Consider the following 12,086-nt stretch of genomic DNA (forward strand, 5'->3'; position numbering starts at 1 on the left):
TCACGGGGCGACTCGAGGGCGAGACGCTTGCGCCGAAGCCTGACCGACCAGTAACAACCTGTTAGTGTGCCGCTCACCACACGGGACTGGAGGAAATAAGTGCGTAAGATCACCAGCTGGGTGCTGCTCTTTCTGGGGGCATTCCTGCTCGTCGCTGCGGCCATCGGTGCGTTCTGGGCGCCCGGCCAGGTCAAGAAGACCCCCTTGGACATCGACCAGGTGACCCGCCTGTCCGGCACGGCCGTCTATGTCGGTGAGCCGTACGACGTCCGCGTCGCGAACTACACCAAGGTCGACTCCGAGGCCTCGGACGACGGCACGGCCGTCTTCGTGACCAACACCTGTCTCGTCAAGGACATCCCGAACACCCCGGACTGCGGTCGGGGCGGGACCGGCGACGACGCCGACCCCAACGTCATCAACATCGGCGACGACATGTTCGCCACCGACCGGGTGACCGCGGAGTCGGTCGACCAGGAGGGCTACCTGCCCGACACCGTCGTCCAGCACGAGGGCGTCGTCAACAAGTGGCCCTTCGACCCCGAGAAGCGTGACTACGTCTCGTGGGACAGCATCCTGGAGATGGGCGTGCCGGCGACCTACATCGGGGAGCGCGAGATCGACGGTCTCCCGACCTACGAGTACACCGTCAACGTCAGCGAGGAGCCCGCGATCGTGTCGGGCGACATCTCCGGCCTCTACAGCCAGGAGAAGACGGTCTGGGTCGACCAGGTGACCGGGGCGCTCATCGACCAGGAGCAGAAGGAGCTGCGTACCAGCGAGGACGGTCAGGTCCTGCTCGACCTCGACGTCTCCTTCACCGACGAGCAGGTCGCCACCAACGTGGCGGACGCCAAGGACAACGGGGCGAGCCTCAAGCTCATCACCAGCACCGTCCCGCTCGTCGGCGTCATCGGCGGTCCGATCCTCATCATCATCGCGCTGTTGCTGGCTCGCCAGCCGCGCCGGAGCAAGAGCTAGTCGCTCCACTCCTCTCGGGGCCCACGGCTCCCGTACCGCCTCGCGCGGTGCGGGAGCCGTCGTGCGTCAGCCCCCCAGGTCGGCGACGAGGATCGCGGTGCCCGGTGTCAGCAGGCCGCGGGTGCGCGACCACCCGCCCCAGGTCCGGTCGTGGTCCGCGGGCCACTCCGGCTCCAGCAGCCGGCGCAGCACGAACCCGCGGGCCGAGAGCAGCTCGACCCAGTCGCCCAGGGTGCGGTGGTGCTCCACGTAGGCCACCGTCCCGGTCTCGTCGTCGATCTCCACGTACGGGGTGCGGTCCCAGTAGGACTGAGTGGCGGTGAGCCCCGCCTCGCCCGGGTCGTCGGGGAACATCCACCGCGTGGGGTGGGTGATGGAGAAGGCGAGCCGGCCGCCGGGGGTCAGCACCCGGACGACCTCGTCGAGGCAGCGCCCGAGGTCGCTGATGAACTGCAAGGCCCCGAAGGAGGAGAAGACGACGTCGAAGGCGGCGTCGACGAAGGGGAGCTCGGTCGCGGTCGCCAGCACCGAGGGGACGGCGACGCCGGTGTCGAGGTCGAGGCGCCGCGAGTGCTGGAGCTGGCGGTGGGAGAGGTCGAGGCCGAAGGCGACCCCGCCCTGGGCGCGGATCCAGCGCGAGCACTGCCCGGCGCCGCTGCCGATCTCCAGCACCCGGCGGCCGGCGACCTCGCCCAGCACCGAGGCCTCGGCCTCGGTGAGGCCCTCGGGGCCCCAGACGAAGCCGACGTCGCCGAGGAACTCGCCGTGGGTGGCCTGGTACTCGTCGGCGTACCGGTCCCAGTCGGGGCCGTTGGCCCGCCTGGACTCCGCCTCGTCCACGTCCCGGCGCTCGACCCGCACGGCCTGTGGTTGGTGGTCGGTGGGTGGGAGGCGCGAGGATTCGGGCACAGCACGAGGCTAACGCGCGCCTGCCCGGTCCGTGCGCGGTGCCGGGTTGGACGCTGGCCGCGGCGGGCGCGTAGACTTGTGGATTGCGCCAGTCGTCTGCCCGGGTCCCATACGGAGCGGACCCCCGCTCGTCGCCCCTCGCGGACGACGAAACCGACTTCAGGTGTGCCCGCACGACTCCATCCATCCCAAGGACATCCCGCCCCTATGACGAGTACCATCTCCGCTCTTCCGGACTACGACGCCCCTCAGGTGGCGATCAACGACATCGGGTCCGAAGAGGACTTCCTCGCGGCTATCGACGCGACCATCAAGTACTTCAACGACGGCGACATCGTCGACGGCACGATCGTCAAGGTCGACCGTGACGAGGTGCTCCTCGACATCGGCTACAAGACCGAGGGCGTCATCCCCTCGCGCGAGCTGTCGATCAAGCACGACGTCGACCCGTCCGAGGTCGTCGCCGTCGGCGACAAGGTCGAGGCCCTGGTGCTCCAGAAGGAGGACAAGGAAGGCCGCCTGATCCTGTCCAAGAAGCGCGCCCAGTACGAGCGCGCGTGGGGCACGATCGAGCAGGTCAAGGAGGAGGACGGCGTCGTCGAGGGCACCGTCATCGAGGTCGTCAAGGGCGGCCTGATCCTCGACATCGGCCTGCGCGGCTTCCTGCCGGCCTCGCTGGTGGAGATGCGTCGGGTGCGCGACCTTCAGCCCTACGTCGGTCAGACCCTCGAGGCCAAGATCATCGAGCTCGACAAGAACCGCAACAACGTGGTCCTGTCGCGCCGTGCCTGGCTCGAGCAGACCCAGTCCGAGGTTCGCCACGGCTTCCTGACCCAGCTCCAGAAGGGTCAGATCCGCAAGGGTGTCGTCTCCTCGATCGTCAACTTCGGTGCCTTCGTGGACCTCGGCGGCGTCGACGGCCTCGTGCACGTCTCGGAGCTGTCCTGGAAGCACATCGACCACCCGTCCGAGGTCGTCACCGTGGGCGACGAGGTCACCGTCGAGGTGCTCGACGTCGACATGGACCGCGAGCGGGTCTCGCTCTCGCTCAAGGCCACCCAGGAAGACCCGTGGCAGCACTTCGCCCGGACCCACCAGATCGGCCAGATCGTGCCGGGCAAGGTCACCAAGCTGGTGCCCTTCGGCTCGTTCGTGCGGGTCGAGGAGGGCATCGAGGGCCTGGTCCACATCTCCGAGCTGGCCGAGCGCCACGTGGAGATCCCGGAGCAGGTCGTGCAGGTCAACGACGACGTCATGGTCAAGATCATCGACATCGACCTCGAGCGTCGCCGGATCTCGCTGTCGCTGAAGCAGGCCAACGAGACGGCCACCGCCACGGACGTCGAGGAGTTCGACCCGACCCTCTACGGCATGGCTGCGACCTACGACGAGCAGGGCAACTACATCTACCCCGAGGGCTTCGACCCCGAGACGGGTGAGTGGCTCGAGGGCTTCGACGAGCAGCGGGCCATCTGGGAGGAGCAGTACGCCAAGGCGCACGCGCGCTGGGAGGCCCACGTCAAGCAGCAGGCCGAGGCCAAGGTGGCCGAGGTCGAGGCTGGCGAGGCGACCTCGTACAGCTCGGGCGGCGAGGCCGTGGCCGCGCAGGAGACCGGCGGCTCGCTGGCCTCCGACGAGGCCCTGCAGGCTCTCCGCGAGAAGCTCACCGGCGGCGGCGCCTGAGTCCAGGCCCCACCCGCGTCTGTCGGACGTCCCGTCCACCCGTCAGGGTGGGCGGGACGTTCCGCGTCCGGACGGGTTCCGCGTCCGGACGAGCTCGTGAGCTCCTCCGGGAGCACTCAGGGCCTCAGCAGCCCTGAGGAGTCGTCAGCGGTGCTCAGCGGCGCCCGAGGAGCCCAGGCGGTCGCGGCGGACCTTGCCGCTGGCCGTACGAGGCAGGTCCGGTGGGAAGGTCCAGTGCTTGGGGCGCTTGGCCGGCGCGAGCCGTTCCCGGGCGAAGGAGTCCAGGGTGAGCGCGTCGGCGCTCCCGACGACGGCGGCACAGACCCGCTGACCCCACTCGGCGTCCGGCTCGCCGTAGACCGCGACGTCGTCGACTCCGGGGTGCTCGCGCAGGGCGTTCTCCACCTCCAGCGGGTAGACGTTGACCCCGCCGCTGATCACCAGGTCCTCGCGGCGACCGTCGAGGTGGACGTAGCCGTCCGCGTCGATGCGGCCGTGGTCGCCCACGGTGAACGCCGGTCCTTCCGGCGTCGTCCGCCAGGCGGCCGCGGTCTTCTCGGGCGCGTTGCGGTAGGTGAAGCGGGCGTGCTCGGGGACCACGCACCACAGCTGTCCCGACTCCTCGACGTGCAGGGACCGCCCCGGCCTGGCCCGGCCCACCGTCCCGGGCCTGGCCAGCCACTCCTCGGAGCGGCAGGCGGTGAACTGGCCCTCGGTGGAGCCGTAGAACTCCCAGGTGGTGCCGGGCTCGAAGAGGTCGATGAGCCGGCGCTTGACGGCGGGCGGGCACGGGGCGCCCGCGTGCGCCACGAGGCGGAAGCAGCTCAGGTCCGGCACGCCGACCTCGTCCCAGTGGGCGAAGAGCCGCTGGAGGTGGGTCGGGACGCAGAACATCGTGGTCGGCCGGGACTCCTCGATCGCCCGGGTGAGGGTGGCGGCGTCGAAGGGCCCGGGAACCACCAGGCTCCCGCCGGCCAGCAGGGTGCCCATCGCGAAGCGCAGCGGGGCGGAGTGGTGCAGGGGACTGATGACCAGGTTGACGTCGTCGGCCGCGAACTCCCACAGGTCGCGCTCCTCGGCCAGCAGCGACCGGGCCGCAGCCGGGTCCAGGAGGCCGGAGTCGACCGGCTTCGGTCGCCCCGTGGTGCCGCTGGTGACGTGCATGGGCCGGCCGAGGGGAAGCAGCCCGGTGACCGTTGCGGGCAGCGTGGCGGCCAGCGCGTCGAGGGTCTCCGGGTCGTCGACGACCATGGCGGGGTCGACGTCCGCCAGGATCCCGGCCCGCTCGCGCGAGGTGAGCGAGGGGTCCAGCGGGACCGGGAAGACCCCGGCTGCCAGCAGGGCGGTGACCACCTCGACGTACCGGAGCGAGCCGGGCAGGGACAGGACGACGCGGTCGCCGGCGTGCAGGCGGGGGAGGGGGCACTCGGTCACGGGCCCGATCCTGCCACCGCCGCGACTGGTAATCTCCGGCACCATGTCCGTCGAGACCCCGCCCCCGCTCGGCTGGCAGCGCTACACCTTCTCCATCGTCGGCGTGCAGAAGTCGGGCACCTCGACCCTGTCGGCCCTCTTCAACGCCCACGTCAACATCGCGAAGGCGCCGCGCAAGGAGATCCACTACTTCGACAAGGACAACGTCGACTGGGCGCGGACCGACCACCGCGACTACCGGGTGCCGCGCCGGCGGCGGGCGCACCGCCACATGGGCGACGCGACCCCGCGCTACCTGGCTTGGCCGGGGGCGCTGGAGCGGATGCGGGCCTACGACCCGGACATGCAGCTGATGGCTATCTTCCGCGACCCGCTCGACCGGCTGGTCTCGCACTGGACGATGCTCCGGCTCCGGCACGGCGAGACGGGTCCGGACTGGGCCGAGTTCACCGCCTGGCGGCCCGAGGGCATGCCCGACGCGGTGCCGCAGGACCTGCGGGGCAAGGCCGACCCGGGCCGCTTCCAGCGCGCCTCCGGGGTCATCCGGGGCTACTACGGCAGCCAGGTGCGACGGGGGCTCGAGCTCTTCGGGCGGGAGCAGTGGCTCTTCATGGACTTCGTCTCCTTCCTCTCCGACCACGAGCGTCACCTCGACCTCGGCACCGACTTCCTGGGGCTGCCGCGGTTCGAGGAGCACCCGCCCCTGCGCCACCTGATGAAGGCCACCGGCACGATCACCGGGACGCCCCCCACGGGGGCCGAGCTGTGGGAGCTGGCGGAGCTCTACCGGCCCGAGGTCGCGGAGTTCGCCGAGCTCACCGGGCTCCGCGTCGACCACTGGACCACCGTGCGCCTGCTCGCCGGCGACCTCGACCCCGACGAGCTTGCGGCCCGCTACGCGGCGAAGGCCGGGCTCGTCGCCGCGGGCGCAGGGACCCCTGAGAGCGCCTGAGGCGGGCCACGTACCCTCGTCGGGTCCAGGACACCGAGCAGGAGGACGGGTGGCGGCAGTGCGGGTCGGACTGACAGGCGGCGTGGCCTCGGGGAAGAGCACGGTCTCGCGGATCCTCGCCGAGCTCGGCGCCGTGGTGATCGATGCCGACCTGCTGGCCCGCGAGGCGGTCGCGCCCGGGTCGGAGGGCCTCGACGAGGTGCTGGCCGAGTTCGGCCCCGGCGTGCTGACGCCCGACGGCGCACTGGACCGCGCGGCCCTCGGCGCGCTGGTCTTCGCCGACGAGGGCCGCAGGCGGGCCCTGGAGGCGATCATCCACCCGCGGGTGCGGGCCCGTGGCGCCGAGCTCGAGGCGGCGGCTCCGGCCACCGCGCTGGTGGTCCACGACATCCCGCTGCTGGTCGAGACCGGTCAGGCGGGAGCCTTCGACGCTGTGGTGGTGGTCGACGTCGAGGTGCAGACGCAGGTGGACCGGTTGATCTCCGAGCGGGGAGCGACGCCCGAGGAGGCCCGGTCCCGGATCGCCGCGCAGGCCACCCGGGAGCAGCGGCGGGCAGCGGCCACGCACGTGCTCGACAACTCCGGCACCCTGGAGGAGCTGCGCAGCGCCGTGGAGTCCCTGTACGCCGAGCTCACGGCCCGGGCGGCCGCCCAGGACGACCGATGAGGCCTCTGCTCGCGGCGCTGCTGGTGCTGTGCCTGGGTGCCTGCGGGCTGGTCGGGGACTCCTCGCCAGGCCCGTCGGAGAGGCGCTCCGGGGGCGACCCCGTGGGCGGGGACCGGGCCAAGGCCGAGGCGGCGCAGGAGGGTCCGCTGCTGTGGGGCCCCACACCCGACGAGGTGGAGCGGGCCCGCCGGCTCGTCGCCGGCTGGGGGCCGGAGCGCCTGGCCGGCCAGGTGATCGTCGGGCGCTACCACTCCACCGACCCCGAGGTGCCCGCCCAGCTGGTGCGCGACCTGCACCTGGCCGGGGTGGCCGTGACTTCGGACAACGTCGTCGACGCCCAGCAGGTGGTCGAGACGACCGCCGCGATCGCCGCCGCGCACGCCGAGGACGGGCGGACCCACCCGGCCGTCATCGGGGTGGACGAGGAGGGGGGCTCGGTGGCTCACCTGCGCGGCGTGGCCAGCACCTTCCCGCCCTTCCGGGCCGCCGGTGACGCGATCGACGTCGACCGCGCCGAGGGCGGACGGGCAGGCCGCAAGCTGGTCCGGGCCGCGATGCGGGCCTCGGGGCTCGAGCTGCGCGGCCTGGGGTTCACCTGGGTCTTCGCGCCGGTGGCCGACGTGACCGTGGGCTCGGCCGACCCCACCATCGGCAGCCGCTCGCCCTCCACCGACCCCCGGACGGCCGCCACCGCCGCGGCGGCCGCGGTCCGCGGCTACAACGCGGCCGGCATCGTCTCCACCACCAAGCACTACCCGGGGCACGGCGCCGCCACCGGGGACTCGCACCTGGTGCTGCCCACGCTCGACACCCCGATGGCCGAGCTCGTCGCGCGCGACCTGCTCCCCTTCAAGACCAGCATCCGCGCCGGCGCCCCGGCGGTGATGATGAGCCACCTGGAGGTCACTGCCCTGCAGCCCGGCCTCCCGGCGTCGGTGGCGCCGAAGGTCTACCGCCACCTGCGCGAGGAGATGGGGTTCGACGGCGTGACCATCACCGACTCCCTGGGGATGGGGGCGGTGGCCGCGCTGGACCTCCCGGCGGTCCGGGCGCTTGAGGCGGGCGCCGACCTGCTGCTGATGCCCGTCGACACCCGGGCCACGCACGGCACGGTCGTCTCGGCGCTCAAGGACGGCACCCTCTCCCGCGAGCGGGTGGAGGAGGCGGCGGCCGACGTGGTGGCGCTGCAGCTGTGGCAGCAGCGGACCGCCGCCCGGACCCCGGTGCCGCCGGACGCCGCGGTACGCGCACAGGCGGCAGCCTCCGAGCTGGAGGCTGCCGCCTGGTGAAGCCGGCTCGGGCCGGGTGAGTCAGGACCAGCGACTCAGGACCAGCGACTCAGGACCAGCGACTCAGGCCGCGAGGTCGGGGTCGCCGAGCCGGCGCAGCTTCTGCAGCGCCTCGCGCTCGAGCTGACGGACCCGCTCCGCGGAGATGCCGTGGCGGGCGCCGATGTCGGCCAGCTTGTGCTGGCGGCCGTCGACCAGGCCGTAACGGGCCCGGACGATGTCGGCCGACCGGTCGTCGAGCTGGGAGACCAGCCGGTTGAGCCGCTCGCGCGACTCCACGTCCAAGACGTTGGTGTCGGGGCTCGGGGCGGTCTCCTGGGCCATCAGGTCACCCAGGGAGGTGTCGCCGTCCTCGTCGATCGGGGTGTCGAGGGAGACGTGGTCGCGCCCCCAGGCCATCAGGTCGAGCACCCGCTCGAACTCCATGCCGAGCTCCTGGGCGATCTCCATCGGGTCGGGCTCGCGCCCGAGCTGGCGCTCCAGGTTGCGCCTGGCGCTGCCGACCTGGTTGAGCTCCTCGACGACGTGCACGGGCAGACGCACCACCCGCGCCTGCTGGGCGATGCCGCGGGTGATGGCCTGGCGGACCCACCAGGTCGCGTAGGTGGAGAACTTGTAGCCCTTGGTGTAGTCGAACTTCTCGACCGCCCGGATCAGGCCGGTGTTGCCCTCCTGGATCAGGTCGAGCATCGGCATCTGCGCGCGGCCGTACTTGCGGGCGATGGAGACCACCAGACGCAGGTTGGCGGTGATGAAGGTCTTGACCGCCTCGCGACCCTGCTCGGCGAGCCACTCCAGCTCCTCCTGCGTGGCGCGCCCGGGGGCGCCGCCCTTGCGGCGGCCGACCCGGCCCTCGCGCAGCAGCGCCTCGGCCATCAGCCCCGCCTCGATGCTCTTGGAGAGCTCCACCTCGCGGGCGGCGTCCAGCAGCGGCGTGCGCGCGATCTCGTCCAGGTAGAGCCCGACGCTGTCGCGCCCCTCGATCTCGCGGGACGTGCTGGTGCGAGCTGCTGTTCTGGTTGCCATCTGCCGCCTCCTGCTCCGTGACCGTCGACGTGGTCACATCGTGGTCAACGACCCGGAGGGATCGGTCATTCCCGAGCACCCGGAGTCGCTGTCTCTCACCAGCAACGACGTGCGGGAGCCCTGGAGAGTTGCCGGCTGGGACAACTCTCAGGGACTTCTCAGGGGGTGTCGCTCCCCGTTGCGCCGTCAAGGGTGGGTACCCCCGCCTGTGCGGCGCCATGCGCAGGCGCGGGCGGGGTGTCGGCCAAGCCCATCCGGTCCAGGATCCAGGCGAGGGAGAAGGCCCGGTCGTGCCAGGCCTTGTAGCGGCCCGAGACGCCGCCGTGGCCGGCCGCCATCTCGGTGCGCAGCAGGAAGTCCCGGCGGCCCACGGCCCTGGCCCGCAGCCTGGCCACCCACTTGGCCGGCTCCACGAAGAGCACCCGGGTGTCGTTCAGGGAGGTCTCGGCCAGGACCGGCGGGTAGTCGACCGCGGCGACGTTGTCGTACGGCGCGTAGCCGGCGATCCGTGCGTAGGCGTCGGCGTCGGCTTCGGGGTTGCCCCACTCGTCGTACTCGCCGACGGTGAGGGGGAGGGTCGCGTCCAGCATGGTGGTGAGGGTGTCCACGAACGGGACGCTGGCCACCACCCCGGCGAAGAGCTCGGGTGCCTCGTTCAGCGCCGCGCCGACGAGCAGGCCGCCGGCGCTGCCGCCCTCGGCCACCAGGGTCTGCGGCGAGGACCAGCCCGTCTCGACCAGGTGCCGGGCCACGTCGACGAAGTCGTGGAAGGTGTTCTCCTTGTGCTCCAGCTTGCCCTGGTCGTACCACCGCCGGCCCATCTCGCCGCCACCGCGGACGTGGGCGATGGCGAAGGCCGCCCCCCGGTCGAGCAGCGAGAGCCGGGAGGGGGAGAAGTAGGGGTCGATCGACGCCTCGTAGGCGCCGTACCCGTAGAGCAGGGTCGGCAGGGGCCCGGCCTCCCGGGCGCCCTTGCGGCAGACGAGGCTGACCGGCACCCGCTCCCCGTCGCGGGCCGGGGCCCAGAGCCGGTGCTCCTCGTAGTCGTCGGCGTCGTAGCCGCCCAGCACCGGGGTCCGGCGCAGCAGGGTGAGCTCGCGGGTGCGCACGTCGTAGTCGTAGACCGAGGAGGGGACCGCCAACGAGGTGTAGCCCAGGCGGACGGTCGGCTGGTCGAAGGCCGGGTTGGCGCCGGAGCCGACGGTGTAGACCTCCCGGTCGAACTCGACCAGGTAGTCGTCCCCGGGGCCGTCCTCGCCCAGCTCGATGATCCGCAGCTGGGTGAGGCCCTGGCTGCGCTGGTGGACGACGAGGTGCCCGGCGAAGGCGTCGACCTCCTCCAGGCGGACCGCGGGGTCGTGCGGCAGCAGCGGGGTCCACTCCTGCGGCGGCGTCGGCGCGACGGGCGCGGTGGCGACCTCGAAGTCGGGTCCGGTCCCGTTGTGCAGGACGAGGAAGACCTGGCGGCCCGCCAGCACCGCGGGCTCGAGCGTGTACTCCAGCCCTTCGCGCCGCGGCGACCAGGTGACGAACCCGGAGCCGGGTTCCGCGGTGTCGCGGACCTGCCACTCGGTGGTGGTCTTGGAGCCGCTCACCACGAAGAGGAACCGGTCGTCGCGGCTCCGGCCGACGCCGACCCAGAAACGCTGGTCCTGCTCGTGGAACACCAGCTCGTCCGCCTCCTGTGCGGTCCCCAGCCGGTGGCGCCACACCTTGTCCGCGCGCCAGGCCTCGTCGACGGTCGTGTAGTAGAAGCCGGACCCGTCGGGCTCCCAGGTCACCCCGCCGAGCACGCCCTCCACCACGTCGTCGAGCAGCCGGCCCTCGGCCAGCTCCTTGACGCGCACCGTGTAGCGCTCGTCCCCGGTGGTGTCGACCGACCACGCCAGCAGGCGGCCGTCCAGGCTGAGCGCCGAACCGCCCAGGGAGAAGAACTCGTGCCCGCGGGCGAGCTCGTCGAGGTCGAGCAGGATCTCCTCGCCGGGCAGGGCGGGCCGCTCGGGGGAGGCGTCGCCGTCGGGGCGCGGGGGCGTCCAGTCGTCGGGGTCGAGGACCGGCACCCGGCAGCTGGCGCCGTACTCGCGGCCCTCGAAGGAGCGCGCGTAGAACCACCAGCCGCGGTTGCGGGTGGGTACCGAGAGGTCGGTCTCCTTGGTGCGGGCCTTGATCTCCTCGAAGATCCGGGCCCGCAGGCCGGCCAGGTGGCTGGTCCGCTGCTCCGTCCAGGCGTTCTCCGCCTCCAGGTGGGCCAGCACCTCGGGGGACTCCTTGTCGCGCAGCCAGTCGTACTCGTCGGTGCGCTCGTGACCGTGCAGCACCCGCGTCACCGGACGGGGCTCGGCGACCGGCGGGGCGGTCAGGGCGGGGGCGGAGGGCGCGGACGTCGGCTCGACGGGGGTCTCGGGCATGTGGCCGAGGGTACGACCTGCCCTCGGCCGGGAGCAGAATGGTCGCCGTGCACGTGGACCTGAACGCCGACCTCGCCGAGGAGGTCACCGACGACCTGGCCCTGCTGGCCCTGGTCACCAGCGCCAACGTCGCCTGCGGCTACCACGCCGGCACGCCCGCGGTGATCCGGATCGCCTGCGCCGAGGCGGCCCGCCTGGGGGTCTCGGTCGGCGCCCAGGTCTCCTACGCCGACCGGGAGAACTTCGGTCGACGCCGCACCGACCTGCCGGCCGAGGTGCTGCGCGAGCAGGTGGCCGACCAGGTCGGCCTGCTTTCCGACATCGCGACGCAGGAGGGGACGGCGGTCCGCTACCTCAAGCCGCACGGCGCGCTCTACCACCGGGTGGTCGACGACGAGGACCAGGCCGCGGCCGTGCTGGCCGGGTCGGGGCGGCTCCCCGTGCTGGGGCTGCCGGGCGGCGTGCTGCTGCGGATGGCCGAGGAGCAGGGACGCACCACCTGGCACGAGGCGTTCCCGGACCGCGCCTACACCGACGACGGCGCTCTGGTGCCGCGGGACCAGCCCGGCGCCCTGGTGGTGGGGGAGCAGGAGGTGGCCCGGCGCGCCGTGGCGCTCGCCGGCGCCGGGACCGCCCACTCGCTGTGCCTGCACGGCGACTCGCCGGGCGCGGTCGCGCACGCGCGGGCGGTGCGGCGCGCGCTCGAGGACGCAGGCTTCGCCCTGCGCGGACTCTGA

Annotated in this window: 10 protein-coding genes; 6 read left to right on the forward strand and 4 right to left on the reverse strand. The window is 72.5% G+C overall.

Annotation, left to right across the window (positions count from 1 at the left end; translation table 11 throughout):
• Positions 1-99 precede the first annotated feature (99 nt).
• On the forward strand, positions 100-981 hold the full coding sequence (locus AC4BG9_RS05535; protein ID WP_490570076.1) for a PorA family protein: 882 nt from the start codon (positions 100-102) through the stop codon (positions 979-981).
• A 66-nt stretch (positions 982-1,047) separates the two neighbouring features.
• Here AC4BG9_RS05535 and AC4BG9_RS05540 read toward each other — a convergent pair whose 3' ends face one another.
• Positions 1,048-1,890, reverse strand: a complete 843-nt coding sequence (locus AC4BG9_RS05540; RefSeq protein WP_490570077.1) for a class I SAM-dependent methyltransferase — start codon at positions 1,888-1,890, stop codon at positions 1,048-1,050.
• A gap of 207 nt (positions 1,891-2,097) precedes the next feature.
• On the opposite strand from AC4BG9_RS05540, the gene rpsA reads away from it, so the two are divergent.
• On the forward strand, positions 2,098-3,573 hold the full coding sequence (gene rpsA / locus AC4BG9_RS05545) for a 30S ribosomal protein S1 (protein WP_490570078.1): 1,476 nt from the start codon (positions 2,098-2,100) through the stop codon (positions 3,571-3,573).
• A gap of 144 nt (positions 3,574-3,717) precedes the next feature.
• Here rpsA and AC4BG9_RS05550 read toward each other — a convergent pair whose 3' ends face one another.
• Complete coding sequence (locus tag AC4BG9_RS05550) at positions 3,718-5,007, reverse strand: class I adenylate-forming enzyme family protein (RefSeq protein WP_490570079.1); 1,290 nt, start codon at positions 5,005-5,007, stop codon at positions 3,718-3,720.
• A 43-nt stretch (positions 5,008-5,050) separates the two neighbouring features.
• Between AC4BG9_RS05550 and AC4BG9_RS05555 the strand changes: the two genes are divergently transcribed.
• From AC4BG9_RS05555 to AC4BG9_RS05565, 3 genes are read left to right on the forward strand one after another with little or no spacing between them, the layout of a single operon-like run.
• Entirely contained in the window at positions 5,051-5,959 is a 909-nt protein-coding gene (locus tag AC4BG9_RS05555) for a sulfotransferase domain-containing protein (RefSeq protein WP_490570080.1), read from the forward strand.
• A 58-nt stretch (positions 5,960-6,017) separates the two neighbouring features.
• Complete coding sequence (gene coaE / locus AC4BG9_RS05560; RefSeq protein ID WP_490570221.1) at positions 6,018-6,626, forward strand: dephospho-CoA kinase; 609 nt, start codon at positions 6,018-6,020, stop codon at positions 6,624-6,626.
• Positions 6,623-7,915 carry a glycoside hydrolase family 3 N-terminal domain-containing protein gene (locus AC4BG9_RS05565; RefSeq protein WP_490570081.1) on the forward strand — a complete coding sequence of 431 codons (1,293 nt, stop codon included), beginning with the start codon at positions 6,623-6,625 and terminating at the stop codon, positions 7,913-7,915. The genes coaE and AC4BG9_RS05565 overlap by 4 nt, the downstream gene beginning before the upstream one ends.
• A gap of 63 nt (positions 7,916-7,978) precedes the next feature.
• Here the strand turns inward: AC4BG9_RS05565 and AC4BG9_RS05570 are convergent, their stop codons facing one another.
• Positions 7,979-8,941, reverse strand: a complete 963-nt coding sequence (locus AC4BG9_RS05570; protein WP_490570082.1) for a sigma-70 family RNA polymerase sigma factor — start codon at positions 8,939-8,941, stop codon at positions 7,979-7,981.
• A gap of 158 nt (positions 8,942-9,099) precedes the next feature.
• Positions 9,100-11,349: a S9 family peptidase gene (locus tag AC4BG9_RS05575; protein ID WP_490570083.1), complete on the reverse strand. Its 2,250-nt coding sequence runs from the start codon at positions 11,347-11,349 to the stop codon at positions 9,100-9,102.
• Positions 11,350-11,387: 38 nt separating this feature from the next.
• On the opposite strand from AC4BG9_RS05575, the gene AC4BG9_RS05580 reads away from it, so the two are divergent.
• Complete coding sequence (locus AC4BG9_RS05580) at positions 11,388-12,086, forward strand: 5-oxoprolinase subunit PxpA (RefSeq protein ID WP_490570084.1); 699 nt, start codon at positions 11,388-11,390, stop codon at positions 12,084-12,086.

Source organism: Nocardioides sp. Z40_12, assembly GCF_058215795.1.

What these genes read in the sequence shown, in the direction of transcription:
- rpsA (WP_490570078.1), top strand. Translation starts at nt 2,098, where the DNA reads ATGACGAGTACCATCTCCGCTCTTCCGGACTACGACGCCCCTCAGGTG.
- AC4BG9_RS05555 (WP_490570080.1), top strand. Translation starts at nt 5,051, where the DNA reads ATGTCCGTCGAGACCCCGCCCCCGCTCGGCTGGCAGCGCTACACCTTC.
- AC4BG9_RS05565 (WP_490570081.1), top strand. Translation starts at nt 6,623, where the DNA reads ATGAGGCCTCTGCTCGCGGCGCTGCTGGTGCTGTGCCTGGGTGCCTGC.
- AC4BG9_RS05570 (WP_490570082.1), bottom strand. Translation starts at nt 8,941, where the DNA reads ATGGCAACCAGAACAGCAGCTCGCACCAGCACGTCCCGCGAGATCGAG.
- AC4BG9_RS05575 (WP_490570083.1), bottom strand. Translation starts at nt 11,349, where the DNA reads ATGCCCGAGACCCCCGTCGAGCCGACGTCCGCGCCCTCCGCCCCCGCC.
- AC4BG9_RS05580 (WP_490570084.1), top strand. Translation starts at nt 11,388, where the DNA reads ATGGTCGCCGTGCACGTGGACCTGAACGCCGACCTCGCCGAGGAGGTC.